The organism is Streptomyces sp. NPDC006529, assembly GCF_040611795.1.
In the GTDB taxonomy this organism is placed as follows: domain Bacteria; phylum Actinomycetota; class Actinomycetes; order Streptomycetales; family Streptomycetaceae; genus Streptomyces.
The window spans coordinates 231,863-255,952 of record NZ_JBEXPB010000001.1 but is presented as its reverse complement, the minus strand read 5'-3'; the positions used below and the strand labels follow the sequence as shown (position 1 = coordinate 255,952).

Sequence of the window (24,090 nt, the reverse complement as noted above, 5' to 3'; positions counted from 1 at the left end):
TTCCGAGGATCTCGCGCATGAGCGCTCGTTCCTTTCCGTTGAACGCCGAGGGCCACATCACACCACGTATGCGGTGTTTCACCACACGTACACGTTTCGCGTCACTAGTCCGCCAGAAGCAGGTTCACACGGTTCGTGCAGTCGTCGTACGGGTCCATGGAACGTCCGGCAAGGGCGGTTCACGGCCCCCGACGGGCCGCGCCCGGCCGCCCCCGTTAAGGACGGCGGCCCGTGCCGGGTGGTTCCCGGCGGGTCCGGGATGGCGTCAACTCACCCCGTGCACCACCGTTTACGTACCCGCGCCGACGGTGACGCCTGCCCAGTCGACCGCAAAAAGGCATCCCATCCAACCTTTTCCGGCCAAGTTTTACCCTTGACCGGACGGTGAGTTGTCGTCCCACGGACACCAGGATTCCCACCTGGGCAATGCTGGACATCGCTCCACGTGTGCGTGTAGATGTGGATCCATTGATGGCGGCGCAGAACGATCTGGGGGTTTGCGATGCTATTCGGCGAATCGCACCAGGTGGAAAGCCGGACGCCATGAGCGCCCCGCATCCGCCGAAAGTGGCTGGAATCGATTCAGTAGTTACGTCTTCCCCTCACACTGCGGCACCCGTGCCCCCGCGCACCGCTCCCGCACCGGCCCTCGCCCCTGCCCCCAGCACCCTGATCCAGGACCGGCTGGCGGGCATGGTCTCCGACCTGACCACCCTCAACGAGCTGACCGAACGCCTCGCGCGGGCCGCCGGGCTCGACGTCTGCCTCCAGGAGTTCCTGCGCGCCGGAGCCGCCCTGGTCGGCGCCCGTCGCGGGCTGATCGTGCTGGAGCCCTCCGACGGACTCGGCCCCGCCACCACGCTCGGCCTCGGTCTGGCCCGCGCGGACCTCGGCCACATCGAGACCGTGCCGCGCGGTGCCACCTCGTACGGCCGCATCCTCGACGGGATGCCGGGTGCCGTCGGCGGCTCCGAAGTCCTCCCCGACGTCGGCGCGATCCCCGGGAGCGGGGGGTACGCGACCCCGGTCGATCCCCGGCACCGCGAGGTCGCCGCGCGTCTGGGGTACGCCGCGAGCTACACGCTGCCGCTGACCGCCGAGGCCACCGGCCTGCTCGGCGCCATCGTCTGGCTGTACGACGAACAGGTCGAGCCGAGCGACCGCCAGCGCGACCTCGTCGGGCTCTACGTGCGGCACGGGGCGGAGCACCTGGCCCGGGTGCTGGAGTCCCAGCGGGCCCGGGAACGGCTCGCCGACATCGCTGAGGAACTGCTGCCCAGCAGGCTGCCCCGGGTGCCGGGGGTCCACCTCGCCGCACTGCACCACACCGGTCCGCGCGGCGGCGGCGACTGGTACGACGCCCTGCCCCTGCCCGAGGGCGCCCTCGGGCTCGCCGTCGGCTCGGTCACCGGCGCCGGTCCCAGTGCGATCGCCGCGATGGGCCGGATGCGGGCCTCGCTGCGCGCGTACGCCGTGATGGAGGGCGAGGACCCGGTCGCGGTCCTCTCCGATCTGGAGCTGTTGCTGCGGCTCACCGAACCCGCACGCTCGGCCACGGCGCTCTTCGCCTACTGCGAGCCGGGTGCCCGCAAGATCGTCCTGGCGGGCGCCGGACACGCCCCGCCGCTGCTCATCGGCGAGCACCGGACCGAGTACGTGGAGACCTCCCTGTCCGCGCCGCTCGGCATGCTCGCCTGCTGGGAGGCCCCGAGCGTGGAGATCGAGCCCGCACCGGGAGAAACGGTGCTGCTGTACACCGACGGGCTGCTGCGCCGGACCGGTGACCCCATGGACCGCGCGTACGCCCGGCTGCACGCGGCCGCCGCCTCGGTGCCGCGGGCGCTGCGCGAGGACCCGGCCGCGATCGTGGACCACGTCCTGCGGAGCGTGCTGCCGGAGGGGGACGGGGCGGCGGACGCAGCGGACGGGGGCGGGACCAGAGTCGGCCCCGGGCTCGGCCTCGGTGAGGACATCGTCCTGCTGGCTGCCCGGTTTGACTGATTTATCACAGCCCGTCGGGGCCACTTCCTCTCGCACATACGATGGATGGGGTCCGTACCCGGTCCTGTCGTAGCTGAGGAGATGACGTGGCTGACGAGCTCACCCCGGAGACCCCGGAAGAAGAGCAGCCCAAGAAGACGCACAAGCAGCGCAAGAACGGGCTGTACCCGGGGCTCAGCGACGAACTCGCCGAGAACATGCGCACCGGCTGGGCGGACACCGAGCTGCACGGCCTGGAGCCCATCGCCCAGGCCGCGCACACGGCCGCACGCCGCGACGCGCTGTCCGCGAGCTTCCCCGGTGAGCGCCTCGTCATCCCCGCCGGCCGCCTCAAGACGCGCTCGAACGACACGGAGTACCCCTTCCGTGCCTCCACCGAGTACGCGTACCTGACCGGCGACCAGAGCGAGAACGGCGTCCTGGTCCTGGAGCCCACCGGCGAGACGGGCCACCAGGCGACCATCTACCTGCTCCCGCGCTCCGACCGCGAGAACGGCGAGTTCTGGCTGTCCGGCCAGGGCGAGCTGTGGGTCGGCCGCCGCCACTCCCTCGCCGAGGCCGAGCAGCTCCTGGGCATTCCCGCGAAGGACGTCCGCACCCTGGCCGACGCCCTGACCGAGGCCACCGGCCCCGTCCGGGTCGTCCGCGGGCACGACGCGGTCATCGAGGCGGCCCTGGCCGACAAGGTCACCGCCGAGCGCGACGGCGAGCTGCGCGTGAACCTCTCCGAGGCGCGCGTGGTCAAGGACGCCTTCGAGATCGGCGAGCTGCAGAAGGCCGTCGACTCCACCGTCCGCGGTTTCGAGGACTGCGTGAAGGTCCTCGACAAGGCGGAGGCGACCAGCGAGCGGTACATCGAGGGCACGTTCTTCCTGCGCGCCCGCGTCGACGGCAACGACGTCGGCTACGGCTCGATCTGCGCCGCGGGCGCGCACGCCTGCACCCTGCACTGGGTCCGCAACGACGGCCCCGTCCGCTCGGGCGAGCTGCTGCTGCTGGACGCAGGTGTGGAGACCCACTCCCTGTACACGGCCGACGTCACGCGCACCCTGCCGATCAACGGCCGCTTCACCGACATCCAGCGCAAGATCTACGACGCGGTGTACGAGGCCCAGGAGGCCGGGATCGCCGCCGTGCAGCCCGGCGGCAAGTTCCGCGACTTCCACGACGCCGCGCAGCGCGTGCTGGCCGAGAAGCTCGTCGAGTGGGGCCTGGTCGAGGGCCCGGTCGAGCGGGTCCTGGAGCTGGGCCTGCAGCGTCGCTGGACGCTGCACGGCACGGGCCACATGCTCGGCATGGACGTCCACGACTGCGCGGCCGCCCGCACGGAGGCCTACGTCGACGGCACCCTGGAGCCGGGTGTCTGCCTCACCGTCGAGCCCGGTCTGTACTTCCAGGCCGACGACCTGACCGTGCCGCAGGAGTACCGCGGCATCGGCGTGCGGATCGAGGACGACATCCTGGTCACCGAGGACGGCAACCGGAACCTGTCGGCGGCCCTGCCGCGCCGGTCCGACGAGGTCGAGAGCTGGATGGCGGCGCTGAAGGGCTAGCGCCCCCGGGCCTTCGCCGCCCCCCGTACCACCGCCGATGGGCGGGGTCCCCTGTACCGGGACCCCGCCCATCGGCGGGTCAGGACGCCTCCAGCAGCGCTCCGTCGCGCCACTTGAGGACCTTGTCGAAACTGACGACGGCTCCCCGGCCCGGGCGGTTGCGGAACCGGGCGTGATCGGCCAGTTCGGCGATCAGGGACAGACCCCGGCCGTGCTCCGCCAACGGGGGTCTGCGGCGCGACACCGTCGCGGGCGGGAAGCCCGGGCCCGAATCGGCCACCTCGATCCGGCAGCGGTCGCCGTCGAGAAAGGCCGTGACGCGGTACGCCGCACAGGCCGCCGGAGCGGGAGGAGCAGGCACGTCGCCTTCGGCGCGGCCGCCGGCCACCGCCCCGGCCACCGGTCCGCCGTGCTCCACCGCGTTCGCACACGCCTCGCTCAGCGCCACCGACAGGTCGAAGGAGATGTCGGGGTCCACCCCGGCGGTCTCCATCGTCCCGATCAACAGCCGCCTGGCGAGCGGCACGCTCGCGGCCTCGCGCCTCAAGTGGAGGGACCACCAGATGCTCATACCGTTACCTATTGCCGTCCGCAGCACCGGGTAAGCCCCGAAGGCCCGTCAGAGCGCTCGTTCGGCCGATGCGACCCGACCGGACACCGTTGTATGCGGCGGGGGTGCGAGCACGGGCCCGCGGCGCCGTCCCGCACCGGAGCATCCCGGGGCGCACCGCGTCCAGGGGGACTCAAGGGACCTTCCGGACCTGCCGTATGGGAAGCCCCGGCACAGTGCGATGATGGCCCGGCCATGACTGCCCCCCACACGACGCGTGCAGGAGCCGGGCTCCTGACCCTGCGGGCCGCGGTGTTCACCGCGGTCTGCGTCGTGCTGTCCGCCGTCGGGCACGCCCTCGCCTCCTGCGCCACCGTTCCCTGGTGGACGCTCTGCGCGGGCTTCCTGGCCGTCTTCGCCATCGCCGTTCCGCTGGCGGGACGCCGTCGCACGCTGCCGGGCCTCGTCGGCGCGCTCGCCGTCGGCCAGTTGGGTCTGCACACGCTGTTCGGCCTCGGCCAGCACGGCGCCGCCTCCGTCACCGCGTCCGCGGCCTCCGCTTCGGCCGCGGCCGACACCGCGGGCGCTTCCGCGCAGGCCGCCTCCGACGCCTCGCTCGCGGCGTTCGCCGCCCGGCTGATCTGCGGGGGCAACTCCGTACCGCTCAGCCCGGCCGACGCCCGGCAGGTGCTGGAGACCGCGGGGCTGAACCCGGCCGCGCTCGGTGCGGCGGGCCACGACGCCCACGCGCACCTGGCCCAGGCGGCCACCGCCCCCTCGACCGGGCTGTTCAGCCTGCCGATGGTGCTGGGCCACCTGCTGGCCGCGCTGGCCGCGGGCTGGCTGCTGGGCCGCGGGGACGCGGCCCTGTTCCGGCTCGTCGAACTCTCCCGGCTCGCCGCGGCGACCGCCCCGGTCCGGGCCCTGCGCGCCGCCCTGGCCTTCGTCCGCGCCCTCGGCGCCGGGCTCGCGGGTACGTCCGTACGGATCCCCCGCGCGCCGCGCACCACCCCGGACCGGGCCCTGGCACCCGGCCGGACGGCACTCCAGCACACGGTGATCAGGCGGGGCCCGCCCGTGGCCCTCTCCCTCGCAGCCTGACGCGGCACCTCCCTCCCCGGGACACCCGGGGGAGCACCGGTGCCGCGAACTCCGCGCGCGCCCGAGCGCCGGAGCCACCGTCACCCCTGCTTCCCACGGAGTGTTCCTGCCATGAAGACCTCACGCGTCTCCTTCGCGGCCGCCCTCGCCGCCGGTACCGTCCTCGTCCTGTCCGGCACCGCCTTCGCCCATGTCGGCGTCCAGCCGGGCGAGGCCGCCAAGGGCGGTTACGCGACGATCAACTTCAAGGTCCCGAACGAGCGCGACGCCGCCTCGACCAACAAGCTCGAAGTGAGCTTCCCGACCGACCACCCCCTCTCGTCCGTCATGCCGCAGGACGTCCCGGGCTGGACGGTCAGCGTCGAGAAGAGCAAGCTCGACAAGCCGCTCACGGTGCACGGCAAGCAGATCAACGAGGCCGTGACCAAGGTGACCTGGACCGGCGGCAAGATCGAGCCCGGCAAGTTCCAGCAGTTCCCGCTCTCCGTCGGCCAGCTCCCCACGGACGTCGACAAGCTCGTCTTCAAGGCCGTCCAGACGTACGACAACAACGAGGTCGTCCGGTGGATCGAAGAGGCCAAGGACGGCGCGGCCGAGCCGCAGAACCCGGCGCCCGTGCTGAAGCTGACGGCCGCGGCCACCGGGGCCGACCACCACGACGGTGACAAGAAGGCCGACGAGGCCAAGAACACCGAGCACCACGACGGCGCCGAGAACTCCGCGGCCTCGGGCTCCGACACGACCGCGCGCGCCCTCGGCATCGCCGGCATCGTCGTCGGCCTCGGCGGGGTCGCCTTCGGCGTCGCCTCGCGCCGCCGCACGTCCTGACCGACGTACGCAGCCATCCGAACCACCCCCGATCCCAGGGACCACCCCATGCGCACCGCACGTGTGACGGTCGCCGCCCTCGTGGCGGCGGCCGCACTCGCCCTCACCGCCTGCGGCGGTGACAACGGCAAGAGCAAGTCGCTCGCGGAGGTCAACGCCCCCGCCAAGAGCAAGCCCGGCACCGTTCTCGACCGCCCCTTCGCCAAGCCGGACCTGGTGCTGACCGACACCAACGGCAAGCCGTGGAGCCTGCGCGAGCAGACCAAGGGCAAGCCGACGCTCATCTACTTCGGCTACACCAACTGCCCGGACGTCTGCCCGCTGACGATGAGCAACCTCGCCGTCGCGAAGAAGGCGCTGCCCAAGGCCGACCAGGACAACCTCCAGGTCGTCTTCGTCACCACCGATCCCGACCGGGACACTCCCGAGTCCCTCGGCAAGTGGCTCAAGGCCCAGGACCCCGCCTTCACCGGGCTCACCGGGGACTTCGCCACCATCCAGGCAGGCGCCCGCAGTCTCGGCATCGGCATCGAGGCCGCCAAGAAGGAGGCCGACGGCGCCATCGTCTCCATGCACGGCGCGCAGGTCATCGCCTTCTCCCCCAAGACCGACGAGGGCTACGTCCTCTACGGGGAGTCGGCCACCGTCGAGGACTACACCAAGGACCTGCCGAAGATCATCAAGGGAGAGAACCCGTGAACCGCCGCACCACCCGCACCCTCGCCGCCGCCCTCTCCCTGTCGGCAGCCCTCGCCATATCCGGCTGTTCCTCCGACTCCGGCGACGGCAAGCCGAAGCTGTCCGTGAGCGGCGGCTACATGCCCGAACCGGTCGACGCCCAGATGGCCGGCGCGTTCATGGTCATCAAGAACGGCTCCGGGACGGCGGACAAGCTCACCGCCGTCACGAGCGACCTCTCCGGCGACGTGACGATCCACGAGACCAAGAACCAGAAGATGCAGCAGGTTAAGGCCCTGGACGTACCGGCCAAGGGCGAACTGAAGCTGGCCCGCGGTGGCGACCACGTCATGTTCATGGGCCTGAAGAACCAGCCGAAGGTCGGCGACAAGGTCACCGTCGAGCTGCGCTTCGAGAAGGCCGACCCGGTCAAGGTCGAGCTGGACGTGAAGGAACGCACGTACAACCCGCAGAACGCCGGCTGACGGACCGAGGGACTGACACGCCATGACGGCCACCGCCCCCTCCACGGCCCGCACGACCGCGGCAGCCCGGCTGCCGCGGCTCCTGCTGGTCCTCGCGGCCCTGGTCGCGGCCCTGTTCACCGCGGCCGGACCGGCCTCGGCGCATGCCGCGCTCACCGCGAGCGATCCCCGGGACGGGGCGGTGGTCGCCACGGCCCCCGCCCAGGTCACGCTCTCGTTCTCGGAAGCCGTCGCCATGAACGGCGACTCGATCCGGGTCATGGACCCGCAGGGTAAGCGGGTCGACACCGGCGAACTGCGCGACCTGTGCAGCGGCTCCACGATCCGTTACGGCACCGCGTTGCACGTCGGACTGCCCGACGGCACGTACACGGTGGCCTGGCAGGCGGTCTCCGCCGACAGTCACCCGGTCTCCGGCGCCTTCACCTTCTCCATCGGCGCCCCCTCCGCCACCAGCGTCTCGCTGCCCACCCAGGTGGCCGGCGGCGGCCCCGTGGGCATCGCCTACAGCCTCGCGCGCTACGCCGCCTACGGCGGTTTCGCGGTGCTCGTCGGCGGCGCGGCCTTCATCCTGCTGTGCTGGCGCCGGGGCGCCGCCGAGCGGCCGCTGCAGAAGCTCGTCCTGCGCGCCTGGGTCACGCTGACCGCAGCCACGCTGGCCATGCTGGTGCTGCGCAACCCCTATACCGGGTCGGGCGACTTCTCCGACGTCTTCGACCTCGCCGGGCTCAAGGCCGTCCTGGAGACCAAGACCGGGGCGTCCCTGGTGTCGCGGCTCCTGCTGCTGGGCGCCGTGGCCCTCTTCATGGCGGTCCTCTTCGGCACCTTCGCCCGCACGGTACGGGGCGGCGACGAGAGCGACGGCAACGCCAAGGACACCAGCGACCTCACCTTCGGCCTCGCCATCGGCGGGACCGTGGTCGCCGGTGGCATCGCCGCCACCTGGTCGCTGTCCGAACACGCCTCCACCGGTATCCAGCCGGGCATCGCGATGCCGGTGGACATCGTCCACCTGCTGGCCGTCGCCACCTGGCTCGGCGGGCTGGCCGCCCTGCTGGTCGCCCTGCACAAGGTCCCCGACATCGAGCGCGCGGCGGTCCGGCGCTTCTCCCGGGTCGCCTTCGTCAGCGTCCTCGCCCTCACCATCACGGGCGTCTACCAGTCCTGGCGTCAGCTCGGCAGCTGGTCCGCGCTGACCGGGACCGAGTACGGCCGGTACCTGCTCGTCAAGGTGGGCCTGGTCGCCGTCCTGGTCGCCGTCGCCTCCGTGTCCCGCAAGTGGACCGGCCGACTGGCCGACGACACGAGCGGTCACATCGCGCAGGTCCTCGCCCCGGCCGATGTTTCACGTGAAACAGAGGCCTCGGTCACGGTGCCGCCGAGTGCCAAGCGTGCCGCCCAGCTGGCCCGGCAGCGCGCCGCCCGCGAGAACGCGCGGGACAGGCAGCGCCGGGAGGCCGACCCCGACCGCGCGGGTCTGCGTCGTTCCGTGCTCGCCGAGGCCGCAGTCGCCGTCGTGCTGCTGGCCGTCGCCACCCTGCTGACGGGCACGGAGCCCGGCAGGGCCGCCGAACTGGAGAGCGGCCGCTCCGTCACCGCCGTACCCAACCGGCCCGTCAAGGTCACCCTGCCCTTCGACACCGGCGGCCAGAACGGCAAGGGCAGCGTCCGGATCGAGCTGGATCCGGGCCGGGTCGGCGCCAACAGCCTCCACGTCTGGGTGGACGCTCCCGACGGCCGCCCCTTCGACATCCCCGAGGTGAAGGTCGCCTTCACCCTCCCCGCCAAGGACATCGGACCCCTGCCGCTCGCCCCCGACCACGCCGCCCCCGGACACTGGAGCGCTTCCGGCGTCCAGCTGCCGCTGGCGGGTGAATGGCGCATCGACGTGAGCGTCCGTACCTCCGACATCGACCAGACGACCGTCCAGAAGACCGTCAAGATCGGCTGAACAGCGTGACCGAGAGCAACCCCGACATCGAGATCTCCCGACGCCGCCTGCTGGGCACCGTGGGCGCCGCGGGCGCCGCCGGTCTCGCACTCGGCGCCACCGGTGGCGCCCTGGCGCATTCCGCGCTCGCCGGGTCCGAAGGGAGCGGCGGCGCAGCCGTCCCGTCCGCCGCCCTCGGCGCCACCGCGGTCGCCTTTCACGGCGACCACCAAGCGGGCATCACCACTCCGCTCCAGGCCAAGGGCCATGTGCTGGCCTTCGACCTGGCCCCCGGCGCGGGCCGCAAAGAGGCCGTCGCGCTGATGCGCCGCTGGTCCGACAGCGCGCGTCGGCTGATGGCCGGTCAGGAAGCGGGGGCCGCCGATTCCGGGATCGCCCTGGACGCCGGACCCTGCTCCCTCACCGTCACCTTCGGCTTCGGCCACTCCTTCTTCGACCGCACCGGCCTCACCGCCCGGCGGCCCGTGGCGCTCGACCCGCTGCCGGAGTTCTCCGCGGACCGGCTCGACCCCCAGCGCGGCAACGGCGATCTGTGGATCCAGATCGGCGCCGATGACGCGCTCGTCGCCTTCCACGCCCTGCGCACCCTCCAGAAGGACGCCGGGGAGGCCGCGCGCGTCCGCTGGCAGATGAACGGCTTCAACCGCACCCCCGGGGCCACGGCCAAGGCGATGACGGCCCGCAACCTCCTGGGCCAGATCGACGGCACGGGCAATCCCAAGCCGTCGGACGCCGACTTCGAGCGGCGGATCTTCGTGCCCGGCACGGGACCCGGTCCCGCCGAACACGCGTGGATGGCGGGAGGGTCGTACGCCGTCGTGCGGCGCATCCGAATGCTCCTCGACGACTGGGACAAGCAGTCGCTCGCCAAGCAGGAGCAGGTCATCGGTCGGAAGAAGGCCGACGGGGCGCCGCTGACCGGTGGCACGGAGACCACCAAGCCGGACCTCGACAAGATCGGTCCGGACGGAAAGCCGGTCATTGCCTCCAACGCCCACGCCCGCATCTCCGCGCCCGCGCAGAACGGCGGGGCGGCGATGCTCCGGCGCCCCTTCTCCTACCACGACGGAATCGGCGCGGACGGCACTCCCGACGCCGGCCTCCTCTTCATCTGCTGGCAGGCCGACCCGCTGCGCGGCTTCGTCCCGGTCCAGCGCAAGCTCGACCGGGGTGACGCCCTGTCCGACTTCATCCGCCACGAGGCGAGCGGGCTGTACGCCGTCCCGCGCGGCCCCCGGCCCGAGGAGTATGTGGGCCAGCCCCTGCTCGAAGGATGAACAGCACCCCGGGGCCGGGGGCCGCGGCATTAGGCTGATCACATGTCGGCCACCCGCTTCACGTATCTCGGTCCCGAGGGCACCTTCACCGAAGCCGCCCTGCGCACACTGCCGGAAGCCGCGACCCGGGAACTCGTTCCCATGGTGTCGGTCCCGGCGGCGCTCGACGCCGTACGCAACGGGGAGGCGGCGGCAGCGCTGGTTCCGATCGAGAACTCGGTGGAGGGCGGGGTCACCGCCACCCTCGACGAGCTGTCCTCCGGCGAGCCGCTGATGATCTACCGCGAGGTGCTGCTGCCCATCGCCTTCGCGCTGCTGGTGCGGCCGGGGACGAAGCTGTCGGACGTCAAGACCGTCACCGGGCACCCGGTCGCCCAGCCGCAGGTGCGCAACTGGCTGCGGGCGAACCTGCCGGACGCCCTGTGGGAATCCGCCGCGTCCAACGCGGACGGCGCCCGCCTCGTCCAGGAGGGCCGCTTCGACGCGGCCTTCGCCGGTGAGTTCGCCGCCGCCACCTACGGACTGGAACCGCTCGTCACCGAGATCCACGACGCGGAGAACGCCGAAACCCGCTTCGTCCTCGTCGGCCGCCCGGCTCGGCCCGCGGCTCCGACCGGCGCGGACAAGACCTCCGTCGTGCTCTGGCTCGGCGAGGACCACCCCGGCGCCCTGCTCGAACTCCTCCAGGAGTTCGCCGTCCGCGGGGTCAACCTGATGCTGATCCAGTCCCGGCCCACCGGCGAGGGCATCGGCAACTACTGCTTCGCCGTCGACGCCGAGGGCCACATCTCCGACCGGCGGGTGAGCGAGGCCCTCATGGGGCTCAAGCGCACGTGCCCGCAGGTACGCTTCCTCGGCTCCTACCCGCGCGCGGGCGTCGCTCTGAGTGAGGTGCGCGATGCGCGGCCCGGCACCTCGGATGGCGATTTCACGGCCGCCTCCGATTGGCTGACCCGCTGCCTCGACGGCCGGGCGTAGACCGCTCACAGCGAGACGCGCTTTATCCACAGAGTTATCCACAGGGGACGCTGAAGACCTGGGGACAAGTCGACAGTGCGGCACGACAAGGTCGACAAATCGGTCGGGGGCTCAGGTTTCGCGCTAGGGAGCGGAAGGTGAACGGCGTCACCTCCGTATCACTGATCAACTCTTTGGGGCGAGCCATTCCCACCCGAATGAGTGTGTGAGGGGGGTTTGAACCCTGATTCGCTCCGGCTTGCCGACGATCGGGAGCGATCTCCTTTCGTGTCCACAGATACGGCACACAGCCTGTGGATAAGACGTCCCGGAACGCAATTCCTGTGGACAAGAGGCCGCTTCGCCGCTGTTCAGCCGCCCGTCCACAGCCGCGCGAGGCGCCCCTTTTCGGGGATTCGGGCCGGTTTACAGGCCCATCGTCAGGCGGGGACCGGCCCGGTGGGAAGGTCGGCTTCCGGCCACACGGCAGGAGTTTTGCATTCGCGGCATTCAGGACATAGCGACACGCAGCGTTATATCGGTTCAAGCCCCGGAAGTCAGGCCGGTAGCCTGGTGGGGTGATTGACCTCCGGCTGCTCCGTGAAGACCCTGACCGTGTCCGCGCCTCGCAGCGCGCCCGTGGAGAAGACGTCGACCTCGTCGACGCCCTGCTCTCCGCCGACGAGCGCCGCAGGTCCTCCGGCTCGCGCTTCGACGAGCTGCGCAATGAGCAGAAGTCCCTGGGCAAGCTCATCCCCAAGGCCTCGCCCGACGAGCGCGCCGAGCTGCTGAAGAAGGCAGAACAGCTCAAGACCGACGTCAAGTCCGCCGAGGCCGAGCAGAACGAGGCGGACGAGACCGCCAGGAGGCTGCTGCTCCAGCTCGGCAACATCGTGCACCCGGACGTCCCCGTCGGCGGCGAAGAGGACTTCACCGTCCTGGAGACCCACGGCACGATCCGCGACTTCGCCGCCGAGGGCTTCGAGCCCAAGGACCACCTGGAGCTCGGCGAGTCCCTCGGCGCCATCGACGTCGAGCGCGGCGCGAAGGTCTCCGGCTCGCGCTTCTACTACCTCACCGGCGTCGGCGCCCTGCTGGAGCTCGCTCTCGTCAACGCGGCGATCGCGCAGGCGGGCGAGGCCGGCTTCATCCCGATGCTCACCCCCGCGCTGGTCCGCCCGCGCGCCATGGAGGGCACCGGCTTCCTCGGCCAGGCCGCGGAGAACGTTTACCACCTGGAGAAGGACGACTACTACCTCGTCGGCACCTCCGAGGTACCGCTGGCGGCGTACCACATGGACGAGATCCTGGAAGCGGACCAGCTGCCGCTGCGCTACGCCGGGTTCTCGCCGTGCTTCCGCCGCGAGGCCGGTACGTACGGCAAGGACACCCGCGGCATCTTCCGCGTCCACCAGTTCGACAAGGTCGAGATGTTCTCGTACGTCGCACCGGAGGATGCCGAGGCCGAGCACCAGCGTCTCCTGGGCTGGGAGAAGCAGTGGCTCACCGCTCTCGAACTGCCCTTCCAGGTCATCGACGTCGCCACCGGTGACCTCGGGTCCTCGGCCTCCCGCAAGTTCGACTGCGAGGCGTGGATCCCGACGCAGGGCAAGTACCGCGAGCTGACCTCCGCCTCGAACTGCGACAGCTTCCAGGCCCGCCGCCTGTCGGTGCGCATGCGCGAGACCAAGGACGGCAAGAAGGCCATGCGCCCGCTGTCCACGCTCAACGGCACCCTGTGCGCCGTACCCCGCACCATCGTGGCCATCCTGGAGAACCACCAGCAGGCCGACGGCTCGGTACGGGTGCCTCCGGTCCTGCGTCCGTACCTCGGCGGTCGCGAAGTCCTGGAGCCGATCGCCAAGTGAGCCCGGCACCGTTCCCGTACAAGCTCGTCGCGACCGATCTCGACGGCACGCTGCTGCGTGACGACGACACCGTCTCGGAACGCACCCGCGAAGCACTGGTCGCAGCCACCGCGGCGGGGGCGGTGCACATCATCGTCACCGGCCGGGCCGTGCCCTGGACCCGGCACGTGCTCGACGATCTCGGCTACAAGGGGATCGCGGTGTGCGGGCAGGGTGCCCAGGTGTACGACGCCGGAGCGGGCAGGCTCCTCACCTCGGTGACGCTGGACCGGCAGCTGGCCGGTCTGGCGCTCGCCAAGCTCGAAGCCGAGGTGGGCCCCCTGGCCCTGGCGGCGAGCCGCGACGGGCTGGACGGCGAAGTGCTGTTCGGGCCGGGCTACCATGTGCAGGAAGGCCTTCCGGCGGTGTACCTGCGGGACACCACCGAGGTCTGGACGGCTCCGCTGAACAAGCTGTACATCCAGCACCCGGGCCTCGGCGACGACGAACTGGTCCGGGTCGCCCGCGCGACGGTCGGCAGCCTCGTGGACGTGGTGATGGCCGGTCCGGGCATCGTGGAGATCCTGCCGCTCGGTCTGAGCAAGGCCACCGGCCTGTCGCTGGCCGCCCGCCGGCTGGGGATGAAGGCGGCGGAGACGATCGCCTTCGGTGACATGCCCAACGACATCCCCATGTTCGCGTGGTCCGCGCACGGTGTGGCGATGGCCAACGCGCACGCGGAGCTGAAGGCCGTGGCCGACGAGGTGACCACCTCGAACCAGGCCGACGGCATCGCGGTGGTGCTGGAGCGCCTGCTCGGCGCCGCCTGAGCGGAACGACCGCGAGAAGGTCCGGAACGGCCCGCGCCGCGAGGCGCGCTCGAAGTGGCCGTCCCGGACCTTTTGTTGCTCCCCGCACCGTCACTCTGCCCCCGGCCGGTGGCTTCTACCAGCGAATAACCGTGGGTCGGACCCGGCCGGCTCCGCGTCAGCCTCCTCATGTTTCACGTGAAACATGAGAAGGGTGCGCGTCTGAGTGCCAGTGACCATGCTCGTGCTCGTGCCCATGCCCGTGCGGATGCGGGTTCCGGGTGAGCGGCCAGGCGAGCAGGCCGATGGAGAGCGCGATGGCGTGCCCGGCGTCCGTGAAGGTCCCGCCCGTGGCCAGGGGGAGCCCGAAGAAGGCCACGGCGCCGGCCAGGTAGAGCCATCGCCAGGGATTCGGGAGCCGGTAGGTGAGGACGCCCACGGCAGCGGCCAGCCCGTAGCTGACCCCGATGTCGACGACGTGGGCCATGCTGCGCGGAGCGCGGTGGTCCCGGATCGCCGTGAGTACGAGCTGCTGGCTGATCAGGGTGGCGACCACGTGGGCGGTGGCGACGATCGCCAGCCAGCGCAGGGTCCCGAGCCAGCGTTCCACGGACGCGTGGAACACCTCGAAGAGCACGGCGTAGAGGGCCAGCGAGGCCGGGTTCTCGATCCAGAAGGCGCTGCCGACCAGGGCCTGGAACGGGTGCTTGACGAGCTGCTGGATGTTGCTGCTGTTGCGGTGGAACAGGAAGTGGTCGACGCCTTCGGGGGCGACGGCCACGATGACGCTGGTGACGGCGATGATCAGCAGCCAGGCGTGCGTACCCGGCGAGGCCCGGATCCAGGACCGCAGGGGCCTGGATCGCTCGGGCTCGGTGTGCGGCTGCATGCCCCGATCATGACGCGCGAAGCTGTGCCCCGCCCGGCACGTGGGCCGGGCGGGGCACAGGTCGCGCGACGGGCGGCGGGCTCTACTCCTCGCCCGCCAGGGTCAGGCGGCGCAGCTTCTGACCGGCGTAGACGGTGGCGCCCGCGGTGACGACGGCGAGCAGGATCACCGCCGTGGTCAGTCCGACCGAGGAGTCGACGTACCCGGGACCGGCCACGCGCTCGGCCAGTGCGAGCGCCCACTGCTGGACGCTCAGGGTCTTGGCGCCCGAGACCAGGCTGCCGAAGAGCGACTCCCAGATCAGGGCGTAGACCAGACCGAAGACGACCGCGTGCCGGCTGACGGTGCCGAGCAGCAGGAACAGCGCGCTGTAGGCGATCGAGGCGACGAGCGCGGCGACGGTGTAGGCGACGGCGATCTGCTGGCCGTTGCCGTTCAGGATGAACCCGGCGATAAGGGTGGGGATCGCGGAGAACGCCATGGTGACCGCGACGGCCACGATCAGCTTGGTCATGATGATCGTGGGCCGCTTCACCGGCTTGGCGAGCAGGTAGACGATCGAGCCGTCGTCGATCTCCGGGCCGATGGCGCCCGTACCGGCGATGACGCCGATCAGCGGGACCATGGTGGCGAGGGCGAACCCGCCGAGCAGGTCGGCGGCGACCTTGTCGTCCACGCCGGTGAAGGTGCGCACCGCGATGGAGATGATGATCAGCAGCGCGGGCAGCGCGAAGAGGATCAGCGCGCGGCGGCGGCCGAGCAGGGCTCGGTAGGTGAGCCGGGCAACGGTGGGGTTGTACATGGTGTGCCAGCTCCTTTCAGGCCGCGACGAGGTAGGAGAAGACCGATTCGAGGGACTCGTCGGAGGGCGAGACCGTCGTCAGCCGGATGCCGTGCTCGCGGGCGACCCGGGGGAGCAGTTCGGTGAAGCGCCCGAAGTCGACGGCCTGGATCCGCAGGACGCCCTCCTTGAGGTCGACCTCGATCCCGGCGGTCGACGGGTCGGCGATCAGGGCCGCGGCGAGCGCCCGGTCGTCGGAGGAGCGGACCAGGTAGCGGTGCGGGCGATCCGTCATCAGGCGGCGGATCTTGCGGAAGTCCCCGGAAGCGGCGTGCCGTCCGGCGACGACCACCTCGATGTGGGAGGCCAGTTGCTCGACCTCCTCCAGGATGTGGGAGGAGAACAGGACCGTCCGGCCTTCGGCGCCCATGCGCCGCAGCAGTTCCATGAGCTGCATGCGCTGGCGCGGGTCCATGCCGTTGAAGGGCTCGTCGAGGAGCAGCACGGAGGGGTCGTGGACGAGGGCGGAGGCCATCTTCACGCGCTGGCGCATGCCCTTGGAGTAGGTCGAGATCTTGCGGTCCTGGGCGGACTCCATCTCGACTGTGGCCAGCGCCCGCTGGGCGGCCGCGTCGTCGAGCCCGTGGAGCTCGGCGTTGGCGACGACGAACTCCCGGCCGGTGAGGAAGTCGTACATGGCCTCGCGCTCGGGCACGACGCCCACGCTCTTGTAGATCTGCTCGTTGCGCCAGATCGGCGCCCCGTCGAGGGAGACGGTCCCGGTGGAGGGGGCGAGGAAGCCGCCCATCATGTTGATGAGGGTGGACTTCCCGGCGCCGTTGGGGCCCAGCAGGCCGGTCACGCCGGGGCCGATCCGCATGGTCACGTCGTTCACGGCGACGACGTTCCCGAACCAGCGCGAAGCGTGGTCGATGTCGATGATGCTCACAGCCCGGCCTTCCGGTAGCGGGCCATCAGCGCGGCGTAGGAGCCGACGATGAGGCCGAGTACGACCAGCAGATAGACGATGCCGACGCCGGTCGAGGGTCCTTCGCCGCCGGGGAAGGCGGAGGCGCCGCCGAGGAAGGCGGTCTGGACCCCGTCGATGAGGGTGATCGGGGAGAACAGGCCCATCCACTGGACGGCGTCGGCCGACCCCGTGTTGTAGGCGACGGCCTGCACGGTGGAGACGGCGCCGTAGGGGATGACCAACAGGCCGATGACGGCGGCGACGCCGAAGCCGCGGCGCGGGGTGAGCGCGGCGGCGACCAGCCCGAGGCCGGAGAAGAGCAGCGAGAGCAGCAGTACCGACACCAGTCCCTGCCCGAATCCCTTCGCCTGGTGGGCGAAGTCGAACTTGGCCAGCAGCGCGCCGACGAACATGATCAGCAGCGGGGTGGCGGTGAGGATGAAGAGCGCGGAGGCCATCGCCGCGAATTTGGCGAGCACGTAGTCGACGCGCTCGATGGGCCGCGAGAAGTACAGCGGGACCGTCTTGAAGCGCAGGTCACGGGAGACCGACTGCGGTGCCTGGGAGGCGAGGTACAGCCCGATGATCACCTGCGTGGTGACGGCGTACGTCGTGTACTTGATCGGCAGGTCGGTGTTGCCCGGCACCGCGATCGCCACCGCGACCATGATCAGCGCGGGGATGCACATCACGCCGAAGAGGATCATGGGGAGCACCTTGGACTTGGCTGAGCGGCCGAGTCCGTAGGAGCCGCGGAGGGACTGCGAGTACAGCGAGGTGCGCGCGTAGGCGCGGCCGAGCCGGGAGCCCTCGTAGGACCGGTAGCCGATGTTGTGGATCTGGGTCGAGGTGTCAGGCGCCATCGGAACCGGCTCCCTTCTGCTGGTCGTGGTCGCGGAAGACCTCCGCGATGTGGTGGCGGCGCTGTTCCATGCGGACCAGGCCGAGGCCCAGAGCGGCGACGGTGTCGCGGATGGTGTCGTTGGTTTCCTCGCCGGCGGCCTCGACGAGGAGGATGTGGCCCGCGCCGGGCAGCCCCTGCTCCTCGCCCGCGTGGAGGGTGAGGCCCGCCTCGGTGAGCGCCTTGCGCAGCGCGGAGGTCCCGTCGGGGTGGGCGTCGGTGTCGGTGACCTCGACCGCGAGGGTCGTCGTGGTCTGGGTGAAGTCGCTGGTGGAACTGGAGCGCAGCAGCTTGCCGCCGTCGACGACGACGACGTGGTCGCAGGTCCGCTCCAGCTCGCCGAGCAGGTGGGAGGTGACCAGGACCGAGATCCCGAAGTCGGTGTAGACGCGGCGGATCAGGTCGAGCATCTCGTCGCGGCCGACCGGGTCGAGGCCGTTGGTGGGCTCGTCGAGGAGGACCAGCAGCGGGTCGTGGACCAGCGCCTGGGCGAGCTTGACGCGCTGCTTCATACCGGTGGAGTAGCCGCCGATGGGGCGGTAGCGCTCTTCGTAGAGCCCGACGTGGCGCAGCGTGTCCGCGGTCCGCTCGCGGGCGGCGGTCGGCGGCAGCCCCGACATGCGGGCCATGTGGACGACGAACTCGGTGGCCGAGACGTCGGGTGGCAGGCAGTCGTGTTCGGGCATGTAGCCGACGCGTTCACGGATGGCGCTGCCATGCGTGGCGACGTCGAGCCCGAGCACGGCGGCGCGGCCCTCGGTGGCGGGGGACAGTCCCAGCAGAATCTTGATCAGCGTGGACTTGCCGGCTCCGTTGGCGCCCACGAGTCCGGTTACGCCGGGCCCGATGTCCAGGGAGAGCCGGTCGAGGGCGGTCACTCGGGGGTACCGCTTGCTCAGGCTTTCGGTCGCGATGACAGTCACGGGAGTGACGTTAGTGCGCGCGTCGGCGCGGAACGTCAGCCTTGGAGCGGGACCCCGTCTCCGCCTTGAGGCGTACACGAGGTGCCGAAAGGCTGACAGGGTCGTCCACATCGCAGGACTTTTCCACAGGTCCGTGCACGCCCCTTGACGTCGTCTCCAACCATTGTCACATTCATCAGTGTCAAGTTACGGACGCGTAGGGCTACACGGACGGACGGCTGGCATGTCAGGGGAGACCAAGCAGCGGAGCACCGGGCGGGCGGCCGGACCACGGGCCACCGATCTCGACGGGTTCAGGGAAGTGCAGCGCCTGGCGTACGCCTGCGCCGAAGCGGTCGCGGCGCAGCTGAGGCCCGGCGTGAGCGAGCGCGAGGCGGCCCGGATGCAGCGCGACTGGCTGCGCGAGCGCGGGGTGCGGGACTGGTTCCACCTGCCCTTCGCCTGGTTCGGCGACCGCACCGCCTTCGTGAACTTCCGGATACCGCTCCAGTTCTTCCCCACGCACCGGAAGCTGGAACCGGGGATGCCGTTCATCCTCGACATGGCTCCCGTCTACAAGGGGTACACGGCCGATGTCGGCTACTCCGGCTGCCTGGGGCTCAACCCGGTGCACGACCTGCTGCTCTCGGACCTGCGGGCGCACCGCGAGCTGATCCTGGAGCAGGTGCGCGAGCGCCGCTCGCTGCGCGACATCTACGAGGACGTCGAGCGGCTGATGGTCCGCCAGGGCTACGCCAACCGGCACCGCGCGTATCCCTTCGGCGTGATCGCGCACAAGGTGGACCGGGTCGCCGAGCGGCGCTGGTCGCCGACCGCCTTCGGCTTCGGCACGCAGGCCCTGAAGGGGCTCGCGAGCGACGCGTTGCACGGGCACCGCGAAGGATGGTCCCCGCTGTGGAGCCCGTACTCCTTCTCCGACCACCCGCCGCAGCCGGGCCTGTGGGCGGTGGAGCCGCACCTGGGCTTCCGTGGCACCGGCGCGAAGTTCGAGGAGATCCTGGTCGTGACCGACTCGCGGGACCCCGAAGAGAGCGCGTTCTGGCTCGATGACGATCTGCCGCACGTGCGGCGTTGGGCGGAGGAGAAGGCGGCGTGAGCGAGATGCGACTGGCGGGAGCGCGGGAGCGCTGGGTGCGCACGGGCGGGGTCGAGCTGTGCGTCGCGGAACTGGGCGACGCCGACCGGCCGACCGTGGTGCTGGTGCACGGCTACCCGGACAGCAAGGAGGTCTGGTCGGAAGTCGCCGAGCGCCTGGCGGAGCACTTCCACGTGGTGCTCTACGACGTGCGCGGACACGGCAGGTCCACCGCGCCCGTGCCGCTGCGCGGCGGCTTCACGCTGGAGAAGCTGACCGACGACTTCCTGGCGGTGGCGGACGCGGTCAGCCCGGACCGGCCGGTGCACCTGGTCGGGCACGACTGGGGGTCCGTACAGGGCTGGGAGTTCGCGACCGTGCGGCGCACGGAGGGGCGGATCGCCTCGTTCACCTCGATGTCGGGTCCCTCGCTCGACCACTTCGGGCACTGGATCAAGAAGCGCATGTCCCGGCCCACACCCCGCCGGGCCGCGCAGCTGCTGGGCCAGGGCGCCAAGTCCTGGTACGTGTACGCGCTGCACACGCCGCTCCTGCCGGAGCTGGCCTGGCGCGGACCGCTCGGCAAGCGGTGGCCCGCGATCCTGGAGCGGCTGGAGAAGGTACCGGCGGGCGACTACCCGACCGGCTCGCTGCCCTCCGACGCGGCGCACGGCGCCTGGCTCTACCGGGACAACGTCCGGCCGAGGATGCGCCGCCCGCGTACCGACGCGTACGCGCACGTACCGGTCCAGCTGATCACCCCGACCGGCGACGCTTTCCTGTCCGAGCGGCTCTACGACGACCTGGAGCAGTGGGCGCCCGATCTGCTGCGCCGGACCCTGCCGGCCAAGCACTGGGTGCCGCGGACCCGGCCCGACCAGTTGGCGGCCTGGATCGGCGCGTTCGTCACCTCCCGGGAAGAGCCCGCGACCCGGGCGCCGGAGCAGAAGGCGCCGGGCAGGCATGCCGACCGGTTCGGCGGACAGCTCGTCCTGGTCACCGGCGCCGCCAGCGGCATCGGGCGGGCCACTGCCTTCGCGTTCGCCGAGGCGGGCGCCCGGGTGGTGGCCGTCGACCGCGACGGTGAAGGGGCCGCCCGGACGGCCGAGATGGCCCGTCTGGTGGGTGCCCCGCAGGCCTGGGGCGAATGCGTGGACGTCGCCGACGAGCAGGCGATGGAGAAGCTCGCGGAGAAGGTCGCCGCCGAGTACGGCATCGTCGACGTGCTGGTCAACAACGCCGGCATCGGGCTCTCCGGGCCGTTCCTGGAGACCAGCTCGGAGGACTGGAAGAAGGTCCTCGACGTCAACCTGTGGGGCGTCATCCACGGCTGCCGGATCTTCGGCAAGCAGATGGCCGACCGCGGGCAGGGCGGTCACATCGTCAACACCGCCTCCGCAGCCGCCTATCTGCCCACCAAGAGCCTGCCCGCCTACAGCACCTCGAAGGCGGCGGTGCTGATGCTGTCGGAGTGCCTGCGCGCCGAACTGGCGGACAAGTCGATCGGCGTCTCGGCGATCTGTCCCGGCATCGTCAACACCAACATCACCGCCACCTCCCGGTTCACCGGGGTGGACGCGGCGGAGGAGAAGCGCCGCCAGCAGCGATCCTCGCGGCTGTACGGGCTGCGCAACTTCCCGCCGGAGAAGGTCGCGGACGCGATCCTGCTGGCCGTGGTCAGGAACCAGGCGGTCGTGCCGGTGACGCCCGAGTCCAAGGGCGCCCTGTGGATGTCCCGCTTCGCGCCCGGCGCGCTGCGTGCCTTCGCGAAGCTGGAGCCCCGGTTGTGAGCGCGGCGACCCGGAGAGAGCCGGGCGCAGCCGTATCCCGCTCCTTCCGGCGGTCGTACCATCCCTCGCAGGAGGGCTCACTGCCCGTGGGCCTGTCGTAGGGAGTGGGATTGTCCGATCAGGCGGTAGCCGAGTACCGGATCGAGGACCTGGCGCACCACAGCGGGGCGACGGTGCGCACGATCCGGGCGTACCAGGACCGCGGCCTGCTGCCGAAGCCGGAGCGGCGCGGGCGGTCCAACGTGTACCGGGACACGCATCTGGCGCGGCTGCGCCAGATCGCCGACCTGCTGGACCGCGGCTACACCCTGGCCTCCATCAAGGAGCTGCTGGAGGCCTGGGACGCCGGGCGCGGCCTGGGCGGCGTACTCGGCCTGGTCGCCGAGGTGCACGGTCCGTGGACGGACGAGGAGGCGGCCCGGATCAGCCGGGCCGAACTGGACGAGCGCTTCGGCGGCACGCCGGACGACACGGCGGTCGACGAGGCCTGTGAGCTGGGCGTCCTGGAGCGGATCCCGGGACGGGCGGACGAGTTCCTGGTCCCGTCGCCGCAGGAACTCGCGGTGGCCGCCGAGCTGTACTCGGCCGGGGTGCCGTTGCCGGCGATCACCGGCCACTTGCGGGAGCTGCGCGGCCAGGTGGAGCACATCGCCTCGCGCTTCCTGGAGTTCACCACCGAGCACGTCTTCGCCCGCTACCTCGGCCACCACACCGACGCCACCGCCGCCGTCGACCCCGCCTGCGCGGTCGAGCTGACCCTGACGGACGCGGCGGCGACCGCCGCCGCCGCGATGGTGCGCAGGCTGCGTCCCCTGGCCCAGCAGACGGTGGACGCCGAGCTGGCCCGGGCCATGCGGCTGCTCGCGACCCGGCACCTCCAGCGGCACCTGGGCGCGGCCGGCCCGCCGCAGCCGCCGGGGCCCGCTCCCGTGGTGCTGCCGGCCGAGACCGTACGGGCGGTCCAGGAGCTGGTCGGGGCCGACCACGTGGCGGCCTTCGTCCGGGCCGCCACGGAGCGGGAGTTGCAGGCGCGGACCATGAACGAGCTGGCGCGGCGGGGCGGTTAGTTTCCACAGGCGGGTCACCCGTTTGCCGACAAAACCCGCCGAAACGGCTGTGGACAAGTGGGTCCGCCCTGTGGACATCCCGTCCGGTGGCTGCTCAGCCGGTGGGTGCGCCGGCGTTCGTGGTGGCGCCGTCGGCGGCGTCGGCGGGCGCGGCGGAGGCTGCCGGGCCGGTGCCGGCGGCGGGCGCGGTACGGCGCCCGTAGAGCACGCTCGCCACGAGCAGGCCCAGGGCCCCGCCGACGAGTTGCGCCGCGACGAATCCGGGCAGTGACCGCGGCGCGATCCCGGTGAAGGAGTCGCTGAAGGCGCGCCCGACCGTGCCCGCCGGGTTGGCGAAGGAGCCCGAGGAGGTGAACCAGATCGCGGCGGCGATGTACGCGGCCACCGCGGCCGGGATCAGCTTCGGCCGCCCGATCCGCCCCAGCCCCTGGATGACGAGGACCAGCCCGGCGGTGGCGACGACCTCGCCGACCAGCAGGTGCCCGCCGCCCCGGACCTGCGTGGCGAAGGTGCCGGGCACACGCCCGAACATCGCCTCGGCAAGCACCGCGCCGCCGACGGCGCCCGCGGTCTGGGCCGCGGTGTAGACGAGGGCCTCGCGCCCGGCCAGGCCCTCGCCCCCGCTGCGCCGCGCCCACCAGGAGGTGAGGCTGACGACGGGATTGAGGTGCGCTCCGGACAGCGGCCCCAGCAGGGTGATGATCAGACCGAGGCCGATCGCGGAGGCGAGCGAGTTGGCGACGAGGGCGACGCCCGCGTCCCGACTGAGGGCCGCGGCCTGTATGCCGGAACCGATGACGACGACGAGGAGCCCGCAGGTTCCGATCAGCTCGGCTGCGGCGCGGCGCGACAGCGAGGCTGTCGTGACGACGGTGGATCCGGTGGCGGCGGGTGCGGCGTCGGATGGTGCGGTCACTGCTGGCGCGGTGATCGCCGATGCGGTCATGGTGTCTCCCGGGAGTCGAGTACAACGGAAAAACTATTCCGTATACCGAAAACACGGAAGAGGCGTCTCGGCGGAGCCCGGGGGACGTAAAGCCTTTGGCAGGGCGCCCTCCACCGGGCAACCTGACCTCCATGGACGAGAAACGCGCCGTGAAGGTGTCCAAGTACGTCTCGAAACACCTGCGGCACCAGCCGGAACGGATCGGGCTGGTGCTCGATGCCCACGGCTGGGTAGAGATCGACGACCTGCTGCGCGCGGCCGCGGAGCACCGCTTCCCGTTCACCCGGGCGGAACTCGACCACGTCGTCGCCGCCAACGACAAGCAGCGCTTCGCCGTGGCGGGCACCCGCATCCGGGCCAGCCAGGGCCACACCGTCGACGTCGACCTGGAGCTGCCCGAGGCCGAACCGCCCGCGTACCTCTACCACGGCACCGTCGCCGCCGCCCTCGGCCCGATCCGCGCCGAGGGCCTGCGCCCCATGCGGCGCCACCACGTCCACCTGTCCCCGGACCGTGAGACAGCCACCCGGGTGGGCGCCCGGCGCGGCAGGCCGATCGTCCTCGCCGTGGACGCGGGCGCAATGCGGGCGGCAGGGTACGTGTTCCGGATCAGCGCCAACGGGGTGTGGCTGGTGGACGCCGTCCCCCCGCAGTTCCTGCGCCTGCCCTAGCTGCCCGCTCCTGGCCGGTCATCCGCACCCCAGCGCGGCC

Annotated in this window: 22 protein-coding genes; 15 read left to right on the top strand and 7 right to left on the bottom strand. The window is 71.4% G+C overall.

The window, feature by feature from the left end:
* Window positions 1-426: 426 nt before the first annotated feature.
* Both ABZY31_RS01175 and ABZY31_RS01170 read left to right on the top strand, forming a co-directional pair.
* On the top strand, window positions 427-2,001 hold the full coding sequence (locus ABZY31_RS01175; RefSeq protein WP_356403346.1) for a PP2C family protein-serine/threonine phosphatase: 1,575 nt from the start codon (window positions 427-429) through the stop codon (window positions 1,999-2,001).
* Window positions 2,002-2,087: 86 nt separating this feature from the next.
* A complete protein-coding gene (locus ABZY31_RS01170; RefSeq protein WP_356403343.1) occupies window positions 2,088-3,554 on the top strand; it encodes an aminopeptidase P family protein in 1,467 nt (488 codons plus the stop codon).
* Between the two features lie 79 nt (window positions 3,555-3,633).
* Here the strand turns inward: ABZY31_RS01170 and ABZY31_RS01165 are convergent, their stop codons facing one another.
* Window positions 3,634-4,125, bottom strand: coding sequence for an ATP-binding protein (locus ABZY31_RS01165; protein ID WP_356403340.1), 492 nt, complete (start codon window positions 4,123-4,125; stop codon window positions 3,634-3,636).
* A 234-nt stretch (window positions 4,126-4,359) separates the two neighbouring features.
* Between ABZY31_RS01165 and ABZY31_RS01160 the strand changes: the two genes are divergently transcribed.
* From ABZY31_RS01160 to ABZY31_RS01120, 9 genes are all read left to right on the top strand, one after another.
* Window positions 4,360-5,205, top strand: a complete 846-nt coding sequence (locus tag ABZY31_RS01160) for a hypothetical protein (RefSeq protein ID WP_356403337.1) — start codon at window positions 4,360-4,362, stop codon at window positions 5,203-5,205.
* Window positions 5,206-5,316: 111 nt separating this feature from the next.
* Entirely contained in the window at window positions 5,317-6,033 is a 717-nt protein-coding gene (locus ABZY31_RS01155) for a YcnI family protein (protein ID WP_356403334.1), read from the top strand.
* A gap of 48 nt (window positions 6,034-6,081) precedes the next feature.
* Window positions 6,082-6,732, top strand: coding sequence for an SCO family protein (locus tag ABZY31_RS01150; protein ID WP_356403331.1), 651 nt, complete (start codon window positions 6,082-6,084; stop codon window positions 6,730-6,732).
* Window positions 6,729-7,196, top strand: a complete 468-nt coding sequence (locus ABZY31_RS01145; RefSeq protein WP_356403329.1) for a copper chaperone PCu(A)C — start codon at window positions 6,729-6,731, stop codon at window positions 7,194-7,196. Before ABZY31_RS01150 ends, ABZY31_RS01145 begins: the two co-directional genes overlap by 4 nt.
* 22 nt (window positions 7,197-7,218) lie before the next feature.
* A complete protein-coding gene (locus ABZY31_RS01140) occupies window positions 7,219-9,147 on the top strand; it encodes a copper resistance protein CopC (RefSeq protein ID WP_356403326.1) in 1,929 nt (642 codons plus the stop codon).
* A 5-nt stretch (window positions 9,148-9,152) separates the two neighbouring features.
* On the top strand, window positions 9,153-10,424 hold the full coding sequence (efeB, locus tag ABZY31_RS01135; protein WP_356403323.1) for an iron uptake transporter deferrochelatase/peroxidase subunit: 1,272 nt from the start codon (window positions 9,153-9,155) through the stop codon (window positions 10,422-10,424).
* A 42-nt stretch (window positions 10,425-10,466) separates the two neighbouring features.
* Window positions 10,467-11,402, top strand: a complete 936-nt coding sequence (pheA, locus tag ABZY31_RS01130; RefSeq protein WP_356403320.1) for a prephenate dehydratase — start codon at window positions 10,467-10,469, stop codon at window positions 11,400-11,402.
* 557 nt (window positions 11,403-11,959) lie between these two features.
* Window positions 11,960-13,249, top strand: a complete 1,290-nt coding sequence (gene serS / locus ABZY31_RS01125; RefSeq protein WP_356403317.1) for a serine--tRNA ligase — start codon at window positions 11,960-11,962, stop codon at window positions 13,247-13,249.
* A complete protein-coding gene (locus tag ABZY31_RS01120) occupies window positions 13,246-14,058 on the top strand; it encodes an HAD family hydrolase (protein WP_356403315.1) in 813 nt (270 codons plus the stop codon). The genes serS and ABZY31_RS01120 overlap by 4 nt, the downstream gene beginning before the upstream one ends.
* Window positions 14,059-14,224: 166 nt before the next feature.
* Here the strand turns inward: ABZY31_RS01120 and ABZY31_RS01115 are convergent, their stop codons facing one another.
* The 5 genes from ABZY31_RS01115 to ABZY31_RS01095 all read right to left on the bottom strand — a co-directional run bounded on the left by ABZY31_RS01115 (window position 14,225) and on the right by ABZY31_RS01095 (window position 18,501).
* Window positions 14,225-14,926 carry a rhomboid-like protein gene (locus tag ABZY31_RS01115; protein WP_356403312.1) on the bottom strand — a complete coding sequence of 234 codons (702 nt, stop codon included), beginning with the start codon at window positions 14,924-14,926 and terminating at the stop codon, window positions 14,225-14,227.
* Window positions 14,927-15,008: 82 nt separating this feature from the next.
* Window positions 15,009-15,728, bottom strand: coding sequence for an ABC transporter permease subunit (locus ABZY31_RS01110; RefSeq protein ID WP_356403309.1), 720 nt, complete (start codon window positions 15,726-15,728; stop codon window positions 15,009-15,011).
* A gap of 16 nt (window positions 15,729-15,744) precedes the next feature.
* Window positions 15,745-16,656, bottom strand: a complete 912-nt coding sequence (locus ABZY31_RS01105; protein ID WP_356403306.1) for an ABC transporter ATP-binding protein — start codon at window positions 16,654-16,656, stop codon at window positions 15,745-15,747.
* The gene (locus ABZY31_RS01100) at window positions 16,653-17,540 is read right to left on the bottom strand and encodes an ABC transporter permease subunit (RefSeq protein ID WP_356403303.1); all 888 of its coding nucleotides are present in this window, start codon (window positions 17,538-17,540) and stop codon (window positions 16,653-16,655) included. The genes ABZY31_RS01105 and ABZY31_RS01100 overlap by 4 nt, the downstream gene beginning before the upstream one ends.
* On the bottom strand, window positions 17,530-18,501 hold the full coding sequence (locus tag ABZY31_RS01095) for an ABC transporter ATP-binding protein (protein ID WP_356403300.1): 972 nt from the start codon (window positions 18,499-18,501) through the stop codon (window positions 17,530-17,532). Before ABZY31_RS01095 ends, ABZY31_RS01100 begins: the two co-directional genes overlap by 11 nt.
* A 223-nt stretch (window positions 18,502-18,724) precedes the next feature.
* Between ABZY31_RS01095 and ABZY31_RS01090 the strand changes: the two genes are divergently transcribed.
* The 3 genes from ABZY31_RS01090 (at window position 18,725) to ABZY31_RS01080 (ending at window position 22,433) form a co-directional block, all read left to right on the top strand.
* Window positions 18,725-19,597, top strand: a complete 873-nt coding sequence (locus tag ABZY31_RS01090) for a M24 family metallopeptidase (protein WP_356403297.1) — start codon at window positions 18,725-18,727, stop codon at window positions 19,595-19,597.
* A gap of 5 nt (window positions 19,598-19,602) precedes the next feature.
* On the top strand, window positions 19,603-21,366 hold the full coding sequence (locus ABZY31_RS01085) for an SDR family oxidoreductase (RefSeq protein WP_356403690.1): 1,764 nt from the start codon (window positions 19,603-19,605) through the stop codon (window positions 21,364-21,366).
* Between the two features lie 110 nt (window positions 21,367-21,476).
* Window positions 21,477-22,433, top strand: coding sequence for a MerR family transcriptional regulator (locus ABZY31_RS01080; protein WP_356403294.1), 957 nt, complete (start codon window positions 21,477-21,479; stop codon window positions 22,431-22,433).
* A gap of 94 nt (window positions 22,434-22,527) precedes the next feature.
* Here ABZY31_RS01080 and ABZY31_RS01075 read toward each other — a convergent pair whose 3' ends face one another.
* Entirely contained in the window at window positions 22,528-23,379 is an 852-nt protein-coding gene (locus tag ABZY31_RS01075; protein WP_356403291.1) for an aquaporin, read from the bottom strand.
* A gap of 131 nt (window positions 23,380-23,510) precedes the next feature.
* Here ABZY31_RS01075 and ABZY31_RS01070 point away from each other — a divergent pair, with 131 nt between their 5' ends.
* On the top strand, window positions 23,511-24,050 hold the full coding sequence (locus ABZY31_RS01070) for an RNA 2'-phosphotransferase (RefSeq protein ID WP_356403288.1): 540 nt from the start codon (window positions 23,511-23,513) through the stop codon (window positions 24,048-24,050).
* The last annotated feature ends 40 nt before the right edge of the window (window positions 24,051-24,090 follow it).

Excerpts from the sequence above, each read along its gene's own strand:
- ABZY31_RS01085 (WP_356403690.1), top strand. The coding sequence starts at position 19,603 with ATGCGACTGGCGGGAGCGCGGGAGCGCTGGGTGCGCACGGGCGGGGTC.
- ABZY31_RS01165 (WP_356403340.1), bottom strand. The coding sequence starts at position 4,125 with ATGAGCATCTGGTGGTCCCTCCACTTGAGGCGCGAGGCCGCGAGCGTG.
- pheA (WP_356403320.1), top strand. The coding sequence starts at position 10,467 with ATGTCGGCCACCCGCTTCACGTATCTCGGTCCCGAGGGCACCTTCACC.
- ABZY31_RS01175 (WP_356403346.1), top strand. The coding sequence starts at position 427 with ATGCTGGACATCGCTCCACGTGTGCGTGTAGATGTGGATCCATTGATG.
- ABZY31_RS01155 (WP_356403334.1), top strand. The coding sequence starts at position 5,317 with ATGAAGACCTCACGCGTCTCCTTCGCGGCCGCCCTCGCCGCCGGTACC.
- ABZY31_RS01160 (WP_356403337.1), top strand. The coding sequence starts at position 4,360 with ATGACTGCCCCCCACACGACGCGTGCAGGAGCCGGGCTCCTGACCCTG.
- ABZY31_RS01070 (WP_356403288.1), top strand. The coding sequence starts at position 23,511 with ATGGACGAGAAACGCGCCGTGAAGGTGTCCAAGTACGTCTCGAAACAC.
- ABZY31_RS01075 (WP_356403291.1), bottom strand. The coding sequence starts at position 23,379 with ATGACCGCATCGGCGATCACCGCGCCAGCAGTGACCGCACCATCCGAC.
- ABZY31_RS01100 (WP_356403303.1), bottom strand. The coding sequence starts at position 17,540 with ATGGCGCCTGACACCTCGACCCAGATCCACAACATCGGCTACCGGTCC.
- ABZY31_RS01110 (WP_356403309.1), bottom strand. The coding sequence starts at position 15,728 with ATGTACAACCCCACCGTTGCCCGGCTCACCTACCGAGCCCTGCTCGGC.
- ABZY31_RS01140 (WP_356403326.1), top strand. The coding sequence starts at position 7,219 with ATGACGGCCACCGCCCCCTCCACGGCCCGCACGACCGCGGCAGCCCGG.
- ABZY31_RS01115 (WP_356403312.1), bottom strand. The coding sequence starts at position 14,926 with ATGCAGCCGCACACCGAGCCCGAGCGATCCAGGCCCCTGCGGTCCTGG.
- ABZY31_RS01090 (WP_356403297.1), top strand. The coding sequence starts at position 18,725 with ATGTCAGGGGAGACCAAGCAGCGGAGCACCGGGCGGGCGGCCGGACCA.
- ABZY31_RS01150 (WP_356403331.1), top strand. The coding sequence starts at position 6,082 with ATGCGCACCGCACGTGTGACGGTCGCCGCCCTCGTGGCGGCGGCCGCA.